The organism is Roseobacter litoralis Och 149 (assembly GCF_000154785.2).
Classification (GTDB): domain Bacteria; phylum Pseudomonadota; class Alphaproteobacteria; order Rhodobacterales; family Rhodobacteraceae; genus Roseobacter; species Roseobacter litoralis.
In genome coordinates this window covers 3,332,790-3,350,077 of record NC_015730.1, presented here as the reverse complement: position 1 = coordinate 3,350,077, position 17,288 = coordinate 3,332,790, and the positions used below count along the sequence as shown (strand labels likewise).

Annotated in this window: 11 protein-coding genes and 3 pseudogenes; 9 read left to right on the top strand and 5 right to left on the bottom strand. The window is 55.8% G+C overall.

The annotated features are described in order from the left end of the window. Positions 1-36: 36 nt before the first annotated feature. Entirely contained in the window at positions 37-1,386 is a 1,350-nt protein-coding gene (locus tag RLO149_RS15850; protein WP_013963115.1) for an HAD family hydrolase, read from the top strand. Here the strand turns inward: RLO149_RS15850 and RLO149_RS15845 are convergent. Continuing rightward, the gene (locus RLO149_RS15845; protein ID WP_013963114.1) at positions 1,375-2,265 is read right to left on the bottom strand and encodes a sugar-binding transcriptional regulator; all 891 of its coding nucleotides are present in this window, start codon (positions 2,263-2,265) and stop codon (positions 1,375-1,377) included. The two genes, RLO149_RS15850 and RLO149_RS15845, sit on opposite strands and share 12 nt — an antisense overlap. Positions 2,266-2,652: 387 nt before the next feature. Here RLO149_RS15845 and RLO149_RS15840 point away from each other — a divergent pair, with 387 nt between their 5' ends. Both RLO149_RS15840 and RLO149_RS23215 read left to right on the top strand, forming a co-directional pair. Then, positions 2,653-3,297 carry a hypothetical protein gene (locus RLO149_RS15840; RefSeq protein WP_148264377.1) on the top strand — a complete coding sequence of 215 codons (645 nt, stop codon included), beginning with the start codon at positions 2,653-2,655 and terminating at the stop codon, positions 3,295-3,297. Between the two features lie 201 nt (positions 3,298-3,498). Continuing rightward, positions 3,499-4,042: pseudogene (locus RLO149_RS23215) on the top strand (transposase); the annotation flags it as partial. A 90-nt stretch (positions 4,043-4,132) separates the two neighbouring features. Here the strand turns inward: RLO149_RS23215 and RLO149_RS15825 are convergent. Next, positions 4,133-5,740: an integrin alpha gene (locus tag RLO149_RS15825; protein WP_245538071.1), complete on the bottom strand. Its 1,608-nt coding sequence runs from the start codon at positions 5,738-5,740 to the stop codon at positions 4,133-4,135. On the opposite strand from RLO149_RS15825, the gene RLO149_RS15820 reads away from it, so the two are divergent. Next, positions 5,739-6,113, top strand: coding sequence for an anthrone oxygenase family protein (locus tag RLO149_RS15820; protein WP_245538070.1), 375 nt, complete (start codon positions 5,739-5,741; stop codon positions 6,111-6,113). The genes RLO149_RS15825 and RLO149_RS15820 overlap by 2 nt on opposite strands. Positions 6,114-6,175: 62 nt before the next feature. Continuing rightward, positions 6,176-6,661, top strand: a complete 486-nt coding sequence (locus RLO149_RS15815; protein WP_013963110.1) for a P-loop nucleotide/nucleoside kinase family protein — start codon at positions 6,176-6,178, stop codon at positions 6,659-6,661. 350 nt (positions 6,662-7,011) lie between these two features. Here the strand turns inward: RLO149_RS15815 and RLO149_RS15810 are convergent, their stop codons facing one another. After that, entirely contained in the window at positions 7,012-10,008 is a 2,997-nt protein-coding gene (locus RLO149_RS15810; protein WP_013963109.1) for a hypothetical protein, read from the bottom strand. 159 nt (positions 10,009-10,167) lie between these two features. Beyond that, on the bottom strand, positions 10,168-11,202 hold the full coding sequence (locus tag RLO149_RS15805) for an AraC family transcriptional regulator (RefSeq protein ID WP_013963108.1): 1,035 nt from the start codon (positions 11,200-11,202) through the stop codon (positions 10,168-10,170). Between the two features lie 257 nt (positions 11,203-11,459). Between RLO149_RS15805 and RLO149_RS24515 the strand changes: the two are divergent. Together RLO149_RS24515 and RLO149_RS15795 are read left to right on the top strand one after the other, a co-directional pair. Next, positions 11,460-11,694, top strand: a pseudogene (locus RLO149_RS24515) (IS6 family transposase); the annotation flags it as partial. A 219-nt stretch (positions 11,695-11,913) separates the two neighbouring features. After that, positions 11,914-13,087, top strand: a pseudogene (locus RLO149_RS15795) (IS3 family transposase). 269 nt (positions 13,088-13,356) lie between these two features. Here the strand turns inward: RLO149_RS15795 and RLO149_RS15790 are convergent. Then, positions 13,357-13,854 (bottom strand): Lrp/AsnC family transcriptional regulator, encoded by a 498-nt coding sequence (locus tag RLO149_RS15790; protein ID WP_013963107.1) that lies wholly within the window; start codon positions 13,852-13,854, stop codon positions 13,357-13,359. 87 nt (positions 13,855-13,941) lie between these two features. Between RLO149_RS15790 and RLO149_RS15785 the strand changes: the two genes are divergently transcribed. Both RLO149_RS15785 and RLO149_RS15780 read left to right on the top strand, forming a co-directional pair. Next, positions 13,942-14,916 carry a threonine dehydratase gene (locus RLO149_RS15785; RefSeq protein WP_013963106.1) on the top strand — a complete coding sequence of 325 codons (975 nt, stop codon included), beginning with the start codon at positions 13,942-13,944 and terminating at the stop codon, positions 14,914-14,916. Between the two features lie 47 nt (positions 14,917-14,963). Beyond that, positions 14,964-17,273, top strand: a complete 2,310-nt coding sequence (locus RLO149_RS15780; protein ID WP_083825508.1) for a transketolase — start codon at positions 14,964-14,966, stop codon at positions 17,271-17,273. The last annotated feature ends 15 nt before the right edge of the window (positions 17,274-17,288 follow it).

Sequence of the window (17,288 nt, the reverse complement as noted above, 5' to 3'; positions counted from 1 at the left end):
AATGTTGATCCAACGCTCCCTTAGAGGAAAGTTACCATGAACTCCGCCGCCATTGATAAACTGACAGAAACCTCTCTGCCGACCCGCAAATCCGTGCGCCAGCTTCGTTGGTTCGAAACGTCTTTTCGTGCGCAGATGGCCGCCGTTTCGGCGCAAACCGGACAGCACTACGACCTGAGTGACCAGCGTCTGATAGACACGTTTTTATCTTGGCACCATGCGTTTGACAGCCAGAAACCGGCCTCGCGGATGGTCCGCCGCGCCTATGTCAGTTTTGCCGCTGGTATGATGTTTTACGAACTTTTGCACAAACGACCTGTGTCGGTGCGGACTGGATCAGCACCCGCAGAAGCAAAAACCCCCGCCTTGATGCATCCTGAGGCCTATCTATATGCCTCCTATTGCCATGTGATCCGGCAAGCCATTCTTGGAGAAGACTTCTGGCTTGATACAAACGCGCCGGATCGAATGGATGAAATCGCTATATGGCAGACCTTTTCAAAGGAAACTACGCAGGACCGAGCTGCCGCAATTGCGTTTCTAGACCTTTTTACAAACGGAAGCAGGACATGGGCCATTCCCAAAATGACGCATTCACAGGGTGGTTTTGGTAATCGGCTCTGGGACCTTGCCGCACGACAAAGCGATGCGGATGTGCCAACGCGTGTTGACATACCGAAGGGAGCAGCCCTGCGGAACATCTCTGATACCGCGCGTTTGGGCCAGATACAGCTTTCTGCTGCCACAAAGCTGGTTTTGATCGCATTCGAGGGGGTCGCAGCACAAACGGACTTGATCGACAGTGAAGAACTGTCTGCCTTGCTCAACGACTATGGTGTGCCGCTGACGCCTCAAGAAACCCGTGATCGTTTTTCCGGCCAACCATTATCATCGGCGCTGACCTATATTGCGGAACGCACCGGGAAATTGTGCCCCAAAGATTTTCTGGAAAAGCTCGACCAGCGTCTGGTTGATCGCGACACGGTCGACCTGGCGCTCACACCCGGTTTTGAACTGTTCCTGGGGCGCCTAAAAACCGCGAACCTTGATGTCGCCATCGTGTCTCATGGTCGGCACCGCCGCGTCGACGCAGCCCAGAACCTGCCCGCCCTCTCGGGGTTAGAATCTGCCGGGCCAATTCATTATCTTGATCCCGCGAACAGGGTCGGAAACGGACTGCGATCGACAATTCGCGCCCGCGGCCATGCCCCTGAAACGGCGATCCTGATCGACGCAAGCAGCACCGGTGTTGGGATGGCAAAAAACTTGTCGATGCCAGTTTTCGGTTTTGTCGATAAGACCCGGATAGTTGATCGCAACATGCTGATTTGTGCAGGGGCTCAAGCGGTTCTGGTTGACTTCGAAGAGTTGACCCTAGGGCGCTGAGTCAACCAGTGTCCGCGCTGTAATCTCGTCTGTCACCAAGGTCGTCGGGGCCAGCGCATTCAGCGCCGCGCGGATAACGGTGATCTTGTTGCTTCCCCCGGACACCAGAATGCGTTTGGGAACATGGGCCAGCTTGTCCAACGAAATTGAGATCACGCGGTTATTGATCGGATGTTCAACCCGCCGTCCGTCTGCATCGATGAAATTGTACAATACATCACCGACCGCACCAGCTTTGGTCAGTGATTTACGCTCTTTTTCGGAGAGATGACCCTGCTGATACGTTGTCGATGTTTCCGAAATGCCACCAGCGCCGAAAACTGCGATTTCTCCTGACTGTGCCATTTTGAAAACATGATCCAAACCGCTTTGCTGCAGCAAGACATCGCGCGCTTCGGCGCTGTCCACCAAGGCAGGTGCAGGAACAAGGTATCCGTCTGCCTCAAAAAGCTCGGCAAAACGCCAGGCAAATTCTGACGGGTTGAAACGCCGCGCCTCCATGATCCCACCAAGCAGCGAAACCACACGCACATCCCTCAGATTGCGCCCTTCGATATGCGGCAGGCTTTCGTGCAAGGTCCGGCCCCAGCCAACCCCGATGGTCAGCCCCGCGCGCATCAGCGATGAAATATGCACCCCTGCTGCTGCTGCAATCACGGGGGTTGGATCAGCTTTTGCATCCGACAAAGGAGCGACAATCGCCCGCTCCAACCCAAACCGGGTTTCCAGATCGCGCTGCAGCGACACCAAGGACGCAAGTTCACCTTTGATCTGGATTGTCGCTTCCCCACGTCGCCGTGCCTCAGAGAGCAGGCGCGTCACTGTGATGCGATTGATCCCAAGGAGGGCAGCGACCTTGCTTTGGGTCTCCCCTTCCATGTAATAGATCCACGCAGCACGCAGTCTCAGTTCGTCTCCGGTATCGGTTTTCGAACGTTGTTTAGTCGCATGCGACAGAGTTTTGCGGACGCGGCCTACCATACAAATAGGAAACGCGATTTAGCTTGCCGTCGCAATAGAAAAACAGTTCGGGTTGGCTTTTCCATATGCGGTTTCTATCAGACCCGTGGGCCGTCACATTCGTCGAGCCAAATGGTTTTTTGCTTAAATTACAGGCAATTTTCACGATTCCGGACGCAGCGGCATTGTGTTACAATAACCGGGTAATCCCCGCTTTGTAACGATATCGGGGGCAAGAAGGATCAACATCAGATGGCACTACGCTTTCCATATCCCGGTGAACTCGCTTTGCCACTGCGTGATCTGATGCGGGGTGCGCAACAGATATCTCATATTCCCATGACAATGGCTGCGCCTGTGGTGTCTCACTTGCCGGAGCCATTGCGTAGCACCTTGTCCGAAATTGGATTAAAGGCAGAAGACATTTACAAGTCCAGCTTGCAAATGTGGCACCCGAAAAATACGGAAATTCAGCAGGCCGCGAGGTTGTTGGCCGAGCCGTCGCTTTCAGATTTGGCCGTGTTTGGTCGCGTGGTTTCCTGGGCAATGGAGGTGGCACTGGCGCAGGATCAGCAGGACTCTTTCTTTGTAAGCGAAACAGTGGTGACACTGGCGCTGAAGGACACGTTGGACGACGTTAAGTGCGAAACATGTGCCGCAACCCGTGCGGCAGGTGTGTATCTCGCTGTTGTCGCACAGGGGCTTGGACCTTCGACGCAAAGACTGCCAATCTCCCGGATGTCTCCGGCGCGGTCTGTTCGGCTGCGCTCCGCAGCTTTTTCCGCAATGCTGTTTCTGCTGGCAGAACAGGCGAAAAGCGCCGACGAAGAAATGAAAATCTTGAGCTATGCTATTACCATCACAAACCTGATCGCCGAAGATATTCACGCTGCAGGTAAGGACACTGCCCAAATTACCAGTCTTCTACGCAGTCACGCAAAGATGATATAATCGGGACTGGTGCATTGACTGCGGAATTTTTTCGCTGGATGTTCTGAAGAGACCTCATCAGGTTCTGTCGTAAAGTATTCGCGGCTGGTTAGATTGCCTCGCGCGTGGCAGGTGCGCGTTTTTATTACTGAAAGCAAGTGCTTAATGATCCTTCCCCACTGAACTGGTCCGCCGTTGTAATTAAGAAAGGGAGGATCAATTATGGGGATCAAACGACACAAGCCGGAAGAGATTGTCACGAAGTTGCGGCAGGTTAAGGTGCTGTGTGGCCAAGGGATGCCGCGTGTTGATGCAATCAGACAGGTGCAGATAATGGAACAGACATATTATCGCTGGCGTGCGCGGTATGGGAACTGACCAACTTAAAGAGCACAAACGGCTTCAGAAGGAGAATGACCGGCTGCGCAGAGCCGTGTCGAACTTGACGCTGGACAGGATGATCCTGTCGAAAGCTGCACCGGGAAACTATTAAGCCCGTCACGTCGGCACGCCTGTATCGATCACTTCCGGGATAACATCATGGTCTCGGAACGGCGGGTCTGCCGCGTTGTGGAACAGCACCATGACAGCCGGCTCTGGCTTAACGACGGCGCATGTGTCCGGTTGCGACCTGAGTATTGCAATCACGTTTGCTTGTATGACTTCCATGCACCACCGGACCGATGACGGGAAGGCATTCCGGACCTTGAACATGCTGGATGAGCACAGCCGGGAATGCTTGGCGATCCGTGTGACGCGCAAGATGAACTTAGGGCCGTAACACCTTCGGAATGTCGCTCGTTTGGAAGCTTTGTGGCAAAGCGGCGCCGCCCGTGAGCGGCGCCACACTGGTATTTTAAGTGAACAGGAACGCGTCAACAGGCAGGAAATCCGCGATGTCGATGATCCCGTCGAAACGCGCGGCCTCTGCCACGGCAGCGCCTGTAACGAGGTAGGCCTCGCCCGCATCGCTGCCCCTTAGATCGCCGCGCCATGAAGAGAGCAGTATATCATCGCGCCCGTCGCCATCGATATCTCCGGCATCTGCCACGCTCCATCCTGCGGTGTTGTCCTCGCCGAGGCCAAGGATTTTGATGCCTTCGTCGGGCGTCATATCGGCAAAGTGGAAAAAGCCATCACCCGCAGCGGTGAAATCCGCTGCCAAGGCCTCGCCGAAGACGAGATAGGCACCGCCACTTTCGCCCAACCCATAGGCACCGACAAGCACATCAGGCGCACCGCCGCCATCGACATCACCCGCCGTTGAGACCGAGAACCCGGTCAGGTCCCGCTCATCCGCACCGACAAAGCGCACCCCGCGCCCGCCAGACAGATCAGAGACATCAACCGACACATCAAGGCCCGGCAGTGTTTCGGCCGTCAGTGCGGCACCTGACAGCAGATAAGCCTCCCCGCCGAAGGGGATGCCATCCGCATCAGACAGATACGCGCCAAAGAGCACATCGCCAAAGCCGTCACCATCAATATCGCCCGCATCCGCGAGACCCCGACCAAGCGCATTCCCTGCCTCAGGGCCATAAATGACAAGGCCCTCTCTGTTGGTCATTGTGCCTGCATCGATTTCGCCGCCGGTACCGCGCGCGGCGAGGATTGCTGAGCCAAAGATCACGGCACCGACCCCGTTTTGTGCGCCGGAGCCGTCCGGCGACCCGGTCCAACCCCCTGCGATCACGTCCAGCAAGCCATCTCCGTCCACATCGCCCGCACCGGACACCGCAAAACCCAGCAGGTCCTGCGCCTTTGCACCGGTAATGGTGACACCATCGCCGCCGGACAGATCGCCAAGCGCAATTTCACCGTCGCCGTCTTCGCCGGTCTCTGCGACAATGGCAGACCCAAAGACGACATGGGTTTCGCCCCTGCGCCCGTCGGCTTGGCCTGCACCGATGATGATGTCATCAAAGCCATCCCCATCCAGATCACCAAGGGCTGCGACCTGATGCCCGGCATAATCAAGGATCGCAGAGCCGGTGAGCGTCACGCCCTGATCCGGTGTCAACGCCCCGAGATCGATGGCGGTTTCAGTCGCGCGTGCATCTTCGATCGCGTCGCCGAAGACGACAAAAGCGCGTCCTGCAAAGATATTGGCACCAAACGCGCCCACAATGACATCCGCGCGGCCATCTCCATCGACGTCGCCCGCGTCGGCCACGCTCCACCCTGCGAATTCGGCGTTGAGAGCGCCCTGCAAGAGGACCCCAGCGCCCTCCGAAAGGTCACCAAGGTCGAACGCCGCAAAACCGTTGGTTGGTTCCAGCGCACCTAGCGTGGCTCCGTCGAGCACATAGGCCTCACCGGGTGACAGCAGCGCATCGCGGTCTGCGCTGAAGGCGCCGATGACAACCTCTGGCGTGCCGTCACCGCTCATATCCCCGGCGGTGGAGACCGAGATGCCCGCGTTGTCGCCCGCGTCTACCGGCGGAACAGGCGGCGTTGAAGCCATGCAAGTCATCAATCGCGAGGCCTTTCGCTGGGTTTTCATGACGCTTTTTCTCGGTATGGCCGTCGTGTCGGTATTCGTCGTCGTTTACAGCGCGACGAACCTTGCCGGTGGACCGGGAAGGCTCATCCTGCTTGGCGCACTGGTCTACCTGTTCGGGTGCTTCGCCGTCACAGTGTTCTTTAATGTGCCGATGAACGAGGCGCTTGCAGGCATGGAGCTGTCAGCAGACGCGACCCGCGACTACTGGACCGGCACCTACCTGCCGCGTTGGACCATGTGGAACACAGTGCGCACGCTGGCCTGCGCGTTGGCCGCTGCGATGATGCTTTTTGGGCTTGTCTGGCTTACACAGTCGCACATGCGACTGGTGTGAAGCGGTTGGTTGCCCTCATAGTAGGGCGGCCGTTTCGATTGTTTGAATACTGGAGGTCAGATATGTCCCAAAAGTCCCCCATGCTCCACATGGTCTGTGGAAAAATCGCATCCGGGAAATCCACGCTATGTGCAAAGCTCGGTGCTTGCGCAGGCACAATCGTTATATCTGAAGATGACTGGCTCAGCGCGTTGTTCGCCGACCAGATGAAAGACGGAGCCGATTACGTGCGATACGCGTCCAAACTGCGAACGGCGATGGTTCCGCACGTGTCGGCTCTGCTGAATGCGGGACTAACGGTGGTTCTGGACTTTGCTGCCAACACTGTCGCGCAACGAAAATGGATGCTGGATGTGGCTCGCGCCAGTAACGCGGGGCATCAGTTGCACTACCTGGATGTGCCGGACACCGTCTGTCTGGAACGCCTTCGCGCCCGCAATGCCGAGGGAAATCATGCCTTCGCGGCGACCGAGGAACAGTTCAGGCGGTTCACGGCGCATTTTCTGCCGCCCACTGAGGATGAGGGTTTCAACATAGTCCATCATTGAACGTAGCTTTTCAGTCTAATCCGATGCACGTAAAAGCCAACGGCAGCTTTGATGGGTCGCACTGCAGAATGGCGCTTGCCAATCGAATGGCAGTTCAGGCCGTTCCTCATCCGAGCGAAATGCGTCCAGCGCCTGGATGCCGCGTTTGCTCCAATGGCGGTAGCGAGCCCACTTTGTACATTCGATTCTCTCGCTGCGCTCGCTGCATGAAAATTGCGGCAGGTGCATATTACTCTGGGTCGTCAAGCGGTAAAAGAATCAATCCTTTTCCGGACCGTATCGGCAGCAGGCCATTCTGTGACACCCATGGGCAAACTAAGCTGCCCATGGGAAACCAACAGGACTATTGTTTAGCCGAAATCAAAACCAAGATCACCAAGCGTTGCGATAAATGCGCCATCCTCATCGAGCAGGCCAGAATTCGCGTCTGCGGTCAGGTTATCATCAGACAGATCTTCTGCTTGTAAGCCAAGGATCGTATAAGTGTGACCGCCATTGTTCAGAATTTCGATGACGAGGTTTCCTGCCTCTTCGGTGACCCCGACATTTGCCGCCGTCAATGCGCCGAAATCGAATGTGTCGGTTTCCAGATCGAAGTCAGAGACAATTTCCTGCACGCCCCATTCGTACTTGATTTCCAGCACATCGGGCGTGTCATCCGTCCCATCATCGGGTTCATCTTCGCCACCTCCCGTTGGCGTCATTGTCCCGGGACGGACCTGTTCACCATCCGTCGTGGCACCAGCGGGTGCATTCGGGGTGAGTAACTCCGCGCGTGAAACAAGGCTGACGTCCTCCTGAGAAAATCCAAAGGAGTCTTCCAGGTTGTCTTCTATCACCTGATCGTGATGGAATTCCACAAGACCGGGAATAAGGTCAGCCAATGCAACATCCGTCAGAGTGAGGCTTTGGCCCGTTGGCAGACTTGAGATAACCAGCCCGTCCTCGCTGTCCTCAACGGTCAGTTGCTCGCGGGTACCAAAATACAGAAAGTTGATTTTCATCGTTGAAGGGTCGAAGCCGTCAACAGTTTCCTGCACCCCATACTCGTGACTGCGCACATAGACCGTGTCCGCTTCGCGTGGGCCGACTCCCTGCTCCCAGCTGATCACGCCGCCCATGTCCTGACGGAAATGCTCATTGCCGACGATGCCGAAATTATCGATCGTAACATCCTGATAGGTGATGCCCTGCACGATTTGGGCGGCAGGCGACCATGGGCTGTCGATCACGATTTCGCCGGTTTCGGATTTGGTCACGATCATGCCGTGTACGGATGTCCCACCGAAATCGAGCGCGTCCCGTGTCGGATCAAATCCAACGATATCATCCGCATTACTGTCGGCTTTGAACCTGGTGCCACCTTCATCGGTCGTTCCGGTGCTTTCGACCGGATTGGATCCGTCAGCATCATAGCTCGGCGACTCGATCGTGCCTTCACCCTGCGTAAAGATGACTGCCCCAAGGGTCGAGGCAACTTCGTTCAGGACACCTTCGTTGGAGATGGAAAAGTTGCCAAGGCTCAAATCGCTCAGACCAAAACCGGTCAGAATGATCTGTTTGATGGATCCCCCGTCACTGATTTCGATCCGGACAGTCTGCCCCAGAGCTTCGCCAGATTCCTCGAAAATCGCAAAGTTTTCGGCGTAGACGTCCCTCTCGATCTCGATCACATCCCCCATGCCCGGCATAAAGCCCGTGATCGTCTGCGCTGGCGTGGCAAGGTTGATGGATACGTGCATATGCGTGTGGCTGTGCCCACCGTCACCATCATCGCCCCCGTGGCCGTCATTGCCGTCGTCATGCCCACCATCGTCCCCACCGGTGCCATCACCAGAGCTGTCCTGAGCGATCAGCGACAGAATTTCCGCCTCGGCGGTCGCGTCCAGAATGGTGAAATTGGAAGGTGAAAGATCCGCCAGAGCGACACCGGACAAGGTCGTCGTCTGCGCATTTCCGACGATTGCAAAGGTCACGCCCGCGGCTGTCTCTTCGATCTCGAGCAGGTCAGACGAGACCCAGTCTACAAAGATCGTGTCATCTTCCGTGTCAAAGTCTGTAACGGTGACACTGGTCCCGTAGTCCCAAGTGATCACGACGTCCGCTGTGTCTTTGGTGACCCCCGCCGTGCCTTGTCCAAGGGTATCGTCAGAGCCGCCGCCTGCGTCGTGGCCCGCGCCGCTGTCCCCACCGGTATCGTCGTCGCCCTGTCCACCATCGCCGGTGTTACCATCGCCGGAGTCCGCGTCACCGGTGTCGACATCGCCCGTGTCGCCGTCTCCCGTACCGTCGCCCTCGTCATCGGCTGGATCGTCATCCTCTTCTTCACTGCCAACCAGCGCCAATACTTCCTGCGCTGCGGTCGCATCAAGGAATGTGAAATTTGCAGCCGTGAGGTCGTCAAGCCCGACATCTTCGAGGGTCAGTTTTTGCGCGTTGGACGGGATTTCGAAAACCGTGTTGCCCGCTATCTCCAAAACCTCCAGATCTGCCGCTCCGACCCACCCGACAAAGATCGTACCCGTATCGGCGTCAAAGTCAGAGACTGTAACATCCGCCCCATAAGACCACGTAATGACAACATCTGCGGTTTCTGCTGTCACGCCGGCAGACCCGGCTGCCGAAGTACCCCCCGAGTTGTTCTCGTCAAAGATTGCGATCAATTCTTCGGATGGTGGCGCGTCAAAGCCGCCAAAACGTTCCATATAGTTCAGGATGGACGTACCATTTTGATCGAACGACACAGCATCGCTGAGCAGGAGATCCAAGGTTCCAAAGGCACCGCGCAGATGTGCGGCCGATAGCAAGCCCGTCATTGTGATTGTGACCGAGACTTCAACACCACCCTCTATGTAAGTGCGCGTGGTTCCCAAATAGTCGTCAAGTGTCTGGCCTGCGTTGGCAAGGCCATCTTCGATGGTTGTCAGATTGAAACCAAAGGCTTCACGGATCGCTAATTCCTGCGGCGCTTCGTTCTTGAAGTCGTCCAGCGAATTTATGCCGTTTTTGCCTGTCCATGTGCCTTCCCACGTGTTGGTGGGCGCGCCACCACCACCTCCGACAAGCCCATCGGCCTCATAATACCCCAGATCGATCATCAGCGCCTCGCCGAACTGATATCCGACAAACCCCAGCGTATTTTCGGATCGGTAGGACATCTCCTCCCACTGCTCCGGGCTCATCTGGCCCCAGCTGGTCAGATCCGGGTAAAAATCGGACACAACGCCGCCCGCCCACTGGTTCAGCTGTGCATCAATAATGTTACCCGTCGCGTAGCGCGCACTGTCCCAGCCAGACTCAAACGTCCGCATGGCGTCAAGAAAATCCGCAAAAGTTCCGTTAGACATATCTGTTTCCTGTTTTGAAAGCGACGGGCGAGGCATCACATCATGTGGTGCAGCCTTCGTGCCTGAGTGAGGCAGATATGGGGGAACGAAATACATCCGTATTGTTATGAGGTGCCAATCTCTGTTGAATACACGCCATACGAGAATATCTTGTCGAGCTCAGTCAACAACGCGGTAGGACAGGCGATACTGGTTTGGTGTTTGACCGGTGGCCCTTTTAAAGGCGGCGCCAAATGCGCTTTGGTCGGAATACCCCAGCAAATAGGTGACTTCTGCCAGTGGCGTGTCGGTCTCGGCAAGCATTTGCCGCGCAGCAGAGATCCGTAGATTATCGCGCAGCATGCTGTAACTGGTGCCATTGCGTGCAAGACGGCGGGCCAATGTGCGCCGCGACAACCCAAGCGCATCAGCCGTTTCTTCAATTCCGGGAGGGGTTCTCGTAAGATGATCTGCGACGTAGTTGATGACCAACTCCTCCACGCTCAATGACGCCGGCGCAGTGTCACGCAACAAAATCCGTCCATAGCTGAACATCTCGCGATAAAGGTTCGGATCTCGGTGCATCACTGGCCGCCCAACGTCAGTCGAGTGCAGGACAACCGTGGTTACCGCCCCGTCAAACGAAACAGGACAACTGAAAAGGCCCTTTAGGATTCCGGCATCAGCGGATCGCTGGTGAGCAAAGGTGACGGTGACAGGACAAATGGCGCTCTCTGAAGCCCGGCGCATCGAGTTGATCAGCATTGCTGCGCAAAACTCAACATATTGCGCATTCATGGCGACGTCTTTGATCCGATTGGCGAAATGGACCGAGACCTTGTCTGCTTCGCGCGTCATGCTCACTTTCGAGGAAGGCCGCATCAGGGGAAGAAAGCGCACAAGGTTCTGAAGCGCATGATCCAAGTTTTGAGAATTGAACAGCAAATAGGACAAGAGGCTTGTCTTGCGAACGTCGAGGCGAATTCCCGATTGAGCGCCCAGAAAGGGTTGATTGCTCCGACGCGATACGGCGTCCAGAAACTCTGCTTCCTTTCTCTGGTCGATTTTTTGCTCCGGATCTGTGAGATCCAGGCGATCCAGACCGAGGTCCCGAAGGACCGAACTCACATGAGGTGTGCCGGGACCCAAGTGATCGACCAAATGGCGCAGCCAAAAGATTGGGACAAGTTGGTTCGGTGGCGGGTTGGGTTGCATTTGTTTTCGACGGATTTGATGATGTATGCTCTGCAAGGCACTGTTGCATTAGTTTGGTCTGGTGCAACAGCATCCATCCACCTATTTGTTTATGTAGCCTCTTTGAACAGGTTTCCGGCGAAGGCGGTCTTGATCAGGACACCCGTTTCGTTATCTGCAAAGTGGTCCTTTTTTTGATCTGCGGGCCTCGATGCCTTTCAGTGAAACTTTTGTATTAACTGAAATTCTTGGCCACGTTTCCGATTTTGGGGACCGGCATGCTACGCAAATCACGGTTCAAGCACCACCGATTTCCGCGAGACGTCATCCGTTGCGCTGCGCGCTGGTAATTGCGGTATCCGCTGCCGTATCAAGTCGTTGTGGATCTGCTGGCTGAGCTTGGCGTGAGTGTGGCTCGATCCACGGTTTACCGCGGGGTTCAGGAATTCGGACCTGAACGGATCAAAACGAGCCGAAAAACATCTGCGCCGAACAAGTGTTGAATTGCATGTGCTCTCGTAACAAATCACTTCGTGAGCGCCTGCCGAGTAATAGATGAGACCTATATCCGCTTCGGTGCGGCCCACATGCCGCAGCAGACCATGTACCAATTCTATTGTAACGCGACGGCCAAGCTTAGCTACGCGGTCACCACCTTTCTGCTCCACCTGGACCTGTCGCGGTTTGATGCCGCCCCTTTGATAGCATTTACTGCAACAAAGGAGACTGACTATGGGACTGAAACGGACGGACGAATTTCGCCAAGATGCGGTGCGTATCGCGCTGACCAGTGGGCTGACACGCAAACAGGTGGCTGACGATCTGGGTGTAGGTATGTCCACACTGAACAAGTGGATCACAGCGCATCGAGACACGGATGTGGTGTCAAAAGAGGATATGAGCCTCGTTCAAGAGAATGACCGGCTGCGCCGCGAGAACCGTATTCTCAAGGAGGAGAGGGAGATCTTAAAAAAGGCCACCCAGTTCTTCGCGGGCCTAAAGCAATGAGATTTAGGTTCATTGAAGAACACAGCGAGAGCTTCCCCACCAATCGGCTGTGTGATGTCGTTGGCGTCAGCACACGCGGGCTACGCGCATTTCGAAGCCGGCCAGCCAGTCGCAGACAGCGGTCTGATTTGGTCACGCTGGCGCACATCAAAGAACAATCTCGTCTGAGCCTTGGCAGCTATGGCAGGCCGCGCATGACTGAGGAGTTGAAAGAGATTGGCCTGGATATCGGTCACCGCCGTGTTGGCCGCCCCCTCTCGGCAGATTTGGCTTTGCCAAATCGCCTGTCGGGCAGTGGATGCGCCAGAACGGCATATCAGTGGTCAGAACACGCAAACACAAGGTCACGACGGATAGAGATCATAAGTTCAATATAGCACCGAACCTACTGGATCGTGACTGCGCGGCAGATGCGCCAAACCAGAAATGGGCAGGCGACATCAGCTATGTCTGGACCCGTGAAGGCTGGGTGTATCTGGCTGTGATCTTGGACCTGCATTCTCGCCGTGTCATCGGCTGGGCCGTCAGTAACCGCATGAAGCGTGATCTAGCGATACGGGCGTTGAACATGGCCATCGTATTCCGTGCGCCACCAAAGGGCTGCATCCATCACACGGATCGCGGTAGCCAATATTGTTCTCACGACTATCAAAAGATTCTGCGCCAACATGGGTTCAAGGTGTCGATGCCTGGGAAGGGCAATTGCTACGACAATGCGGCTGTCGAGACGTTCTTCAAAACCATCAAGGCCGAGCTGATCTGGCGGCGGTCATGGGAAACCAGGCGGCACGCTGAGATGGCAATCTTTGAATACATCAACGGCTTCTACAGTCCACGCCGCCGTCACTCAGCACTGGGATGGAAAAGCCCTGTCGCATTCGAACGGAAGGTGGCTTAAACGAGCACTAGGGGCGGCACTAAAGCGGGACAGCTCCATACATATGCTCTCATCGAAAGGAGCATTGCCGTCTTTCGCGGGGATTGAGGCAACGCACTGTACTATCAACCTTGGTATGGCCAAGAGCGTAGCAACGAGCCGGATGGCGGTTTTCCTAAAGCACTAAAACGCATTATCTCTGCATGTGCATTGGGCCGCAAAGATCCCATTTCTACCAGGCTGTTGCAACGCAGCGAATGTCGGCTTCAAAAGAGATCAAAACGCGATCCCTAGGGAATTCTTGACGCCTTTGCCTTAACCCGCCGCAATGGAATTGATGACTCGATGGAAGATACGCCCCGCACTTTTGTCAGTCTTTGAGTTAAAAACCGTTCAAATTCCCTTAGGTCGGTTGTTGCGATGCGCATCAAATAATCGCGCGTTCCAGTCATCAGCCAGCAATCGAGAACTTCTTCGAACGCAGCGACGGCTGCCTCGAATGTTGCAAGTGCTTCATCGACTTGTTTGTCCAGTTGCACCGAGACGAAGACAGTCACAGGATACCCGAGTGCGTCATCGTCAAAGCGCGCGTTGTAACCGGTAATCAAACCGCCATCTTCAAGCGCCCGCACGCGACGCGCGACAGGTGTGGCGCTTAGCCCAACGGCGTCGCCAAGGTCACTCATGCTGATGCGGCCATCAGCAGCCAGACGGCGCACGATTCGTTTGTCAATATCATCCATTACGATACTTTCTGTCACAAAATCAAAAGAACCTGAAGGATACATCCAACATTATGACCTCAATAAACGAAAGTTGCGAGAATATGAGTTCTCCTTTCTGCTAAATCTCGAATAATCTCGAAGGACTCCACGATGCCACTCTTTAACCGTACCGAACTAGAAGCCGCCGCTGGCCTTGTTCATCACCATATGTCGCCAACGCCGCAATATACGTGGCCTTTGTTGAACCAAGAAATTGGCACCGAGGTATGGGTGAAACACGAAAACCATACACCAACGGGTGCCTTTAAGGTACGCGGCGGGGTGACATATATCGACCATCTGAAACGCTCTAAGCCTAATATACGCGGCATTTGCACCGCCACACGCGGCAACCACGGCCAGAGCCAAGCCCGCGCGGCGACGGCTGCAGGGCTGATTGCCAAGATTTATGTGCCCGAAGGCAATTCGTCAGAAAAGAACGCGGCCATGGCAGCGTTCGGTGGCGAGGTTATCGTGTATGGCCCCGACTTCGACGTTGCCCGCATGGAGGCCATGCGCGTTGCCGAGGACGAAGGGCTGGCTCCCGTGCCGCCGTTTCACCCTGAACTTGTTCGCGGTGTCGCGTCCTATGCGCTCGAGTTTTTCACTGCAGCGCCTGAACTGGACACTGTGTATGTGCCCATCGGCTGCGGGTCTGGCATCTGCTCAGTTATTACCGTGCGCGATGCATTGGGGTTGAAAACCAAGGTCGTCGGTGTCGTGTCTACTGAGGCGCAGGCCGCCAAACTATCCTTTGAAGTGGGTCGGCTGATTGAGACGAATTCGGCGAATACCTTTGCCGATGGCATGGCCGTGCGCATTCCGGTGCAGGGTGCCTTTGACATCTATTCCAAGGGAGCGGAGCGGATCGTTGCAGTGAGTGATGCGGAAGTGGCCGAGGCGATTAGGGCTTACTACCGTTGCACGCATAATGTCGCCGAAGGTGCAGGTGCCGCACCATTGGCAGCCTTGATGCAGGAACGCGAAGCGATGCGCGGCAAGCGTGTCGGCGTTATCCACTGCGGTGGCAATATCGACACCGAACAGTTCATCACTGTTCTGAAGGGTGGAGTACCGCAGGTTTGACCCATCTCAAGACGGTAGAACAGCGCCTGTTGTGGCTGTCCCATTGGATGATCCACAACGCCAACCATTTGCGCCCCAAGAAGGACGGGATCAAGGTCGGCGGGCATCAGGCATCGTCCGCCTCGATGGTCTCCATCATGACTGCGCTCTACTTTGAGGTGCTGCGAGCGGAAGATCGTGTCGCTGTCAAACCCCACGCCTCACCGATTTATCATGCGATGCACTATCTGATGGGAAATGTGACACGTGAAAAGATGGAGAATTTTCGAGGGTTCGGTGGCGTACAAAGCTATCCGTCGCGCACCAAAGATATTGATGATGTTGATTTTTCAACGGGTTCGGTAGGGCTGGGTGTGGCAATCACGTCATTTGCGTCGATCATTCAGGACTACGTCCACGCTAAGACGTGGGGCAGGGACATTCCCTTGGGCCGAATGATCGCGCTGATGGGTGATGCGGAACTGGATGAAGGCAACATTTACGAATGTCTGCAAGAAGGTTGGAAACATGATCTGCGCAACACGTGGTGGGTGATTGATTACAACCGTCAATCGCTTGATGGCATCGTGCGGGAAGGGCTGTTTGAGCGCGCGGAGAAGGTATTCGAAGCGTTCGGATGGGATGTTGTTCGGATCAAATACGGCGCTTTGCAGCGGGCCGCTTTTGAAGAGCCGGGCGGCGACAAGCTACGCGCGTGGATCGATGGGTGCCCGAACCAGCTCTATTCGGCGCTAACCTACATGGGTGGTGCTGTATGGCGCAAACATTTGATGGATGATTTGGGCGATCAGGGTGATGTGACGGCCTTGCTGGACGCACGCAATGACGATGCATTGGCCGCGTTGATGGAAAATCTTGGCGGAAACTGCGTGGAGACAATGGCGGCGACTTTTGGAGCGGTGGACCACGACCGGCCGGTTTGCTTTTTGGCGTACACGGTCAAAGGATGGGGCACGCCGATTGCCGGACACAAAGACAACCACGGCGGTTTGATGACAAAGGCGCAAATGGCCGCGTGGCAGTCTGACATGGGCGTGCCAGAGGGGGCTGAATGGGAGCTGTTCGCCACGGTTGATGACGTTTCAGCTTTCACAGCCTACCTGAAAGACGTGCCCTTCTTCTCCAAAGGACCACGGCGCTTTAGCGATGAGGTTTTGCCCGTTCCGCAAATCGCGATGACCAGTGATCGCGAAATTTCCACACAAACGGGATTTGGTAAAATCCTCGATGATCTGTCAAAAGGCGACAGTGGCTTGGCCGCTCGTATCGTGACCATGTCACCGGATGTGACGGGTACGACGAACCTTGGAGCGTGGGTGAACCGCCGCAAACTGTTTGCACGCCGCGCGCAGGCCGACACGTTCAGAGATCACCGCATCCCTTCGACGGCGAAATGGGAATTTGCGCCGGACGGCCAGCATATCGAACTCGGCATTGCGGAAATGAACCTGATGCTGGTGCTCGGCGCTGCAGGGCTGTCCCATTCGCTTTTTGGCAAACGGTTGATCCCTATTGGCACGGTCTATGACCCTTTCGTGTCTCGCGGTTTGGATGCGCTAAATTACGCTTGTTATCAGGATGCCCGCTTTATGGTGGTGGGCACACCGTCCGGCGTAACCTTGGCCCCTGAAGGCGGCGCGCACCAATCCATCGCATCTCCTTTGATCGGGATGTCGCAAGACGGGCTCGCCGCGTTTGAACCGGCCTTTGTCGATGAACTGGCAGTGATCATGGAGTGGGCCTTTGATTACATGCAACGCGATGGAGGTGGCGATCCAGACGAGCGCACATGGCTGCGCGATGAAACAGGTGGCTCGGTCTATCTGCGACTGACGACAAACCCCATCGAACAGCCTGGCACGCGCGTTGATGACTCGTTTCGCCAAGGCGCGATTGATGGGGCCTATTGGTTGCGTAAGCCGGGGCCAAATTGTGAAGTCGTCATTGCCTACCAAGGTGCCGTTGCACCCGAAGCAATCGCCGCCGCTGGTATGATTGGCGAATATCGCCGTGACATCGGGGTACTGGCCGTCACGTCAGCGGATCGCCTCAATGCAGGATGGACCGCCGCCCAACGGGAACGCGTACGTGGCAACGGGCAGGCTATCTGCCATATTGAGAAGCTTTTGGGTGAATTGCCCCGCAGTTGCAGCCTCGTCACAGTCATCGACGGTCATCCTGCAACACTGTCATGGCTTGGCGCGGTTGCGGGCCACAAAACTATTTCCCACGGTGTTGAGCACTTTGGCCAGACCGGATTGATCAAGGATCTTTACCGGCATTTCCGAATTGACCGGCACTCCATTCAGCAATCGATAAGCGCGTTAACTGTCGGGGGCTCTTGTTCGAAAAAGTAAGGGCCTTAGCTGAAT

Bases quoted from the DNA above. Each gene is read 5' to 3' on its own strand.
- RLO149_RS15825 (WP_245538071.1), bottom strand. From the start codon at position 5,740: ATGGCTTCAACGCCGCCTGTTCCGCCGGTAGACGCGGGCGACAACGCG.
- RLO149_RS15815 (WP_013963110.1), top strand. From the start codon at position 6,176: ATGTCCCAAAAGTCCCCCATGCTCCACATGGTCTGTGGAAAAATCGCA.
- RLO149_RS15850 (WP_013963115.1), top strand. From the start codon at position 37: ATGAACTCCGCCGCCATTGATAAACTGACAGAAACCTCTCTGCCGACC.
- RLO149_RS15840 (WP_148264377.1), top strand. From the start codon at position 2,653: ATGCGGGGTGCGCAACAGATATCTCATATTCCCATGACAATGGCTGCG.
- RLO149_RS15785 (WP_013963106.1), top strand. From the start codon at position 13,942: ATGCCACTCTTTAACCGTACCGAACTAGAAGCCGCCGCTGGCCTTGTT.
- RLO149_RS15820 (WP_245538070.1), top strand. From the start codon at position 5,739: ATGCAAGTCATCAATCGCGAGGCCTTTCGCTGGGTTTTCATGACGCTT.
- RLO149_RS15790 (WP_013963107.1), bottom strand. From the start codon at position 13,854: ATGTATCCTTCAGGTTCTTTTGATTTTGTGACAGAAAGTATCGTAATG.
- RLO149_RS15810 (WP_013963109.1), bottom strand. From the start codon at position 10,008: ATGTCTAACGGAACTTTTGCGGATTTTCTTGACGCCATGCGGACGTTT.
- RLO149_RS15780 (WP_083825508.1), top strand. From the start codon at position 14,964: ATGATCCACAACGCCAACCATTTGCGCCCCAAGAAGGACGGGATCAAG.
- RLO149_RS15805 (WP_013963108.1), bottom strand. From the start codon at position 11,202: ATGCAACCCAACCCGCCACCGAACCAACTTGTCCCAATCTTTTGGCTG.
- RLO149_RS15845 (WP_013963114.1), bottom strand. From the start codon at position 2,265: ATGGAAGGGGAGACCCAAAGCAAGGTCGCTGCCCTCCTTGGGATCAAT.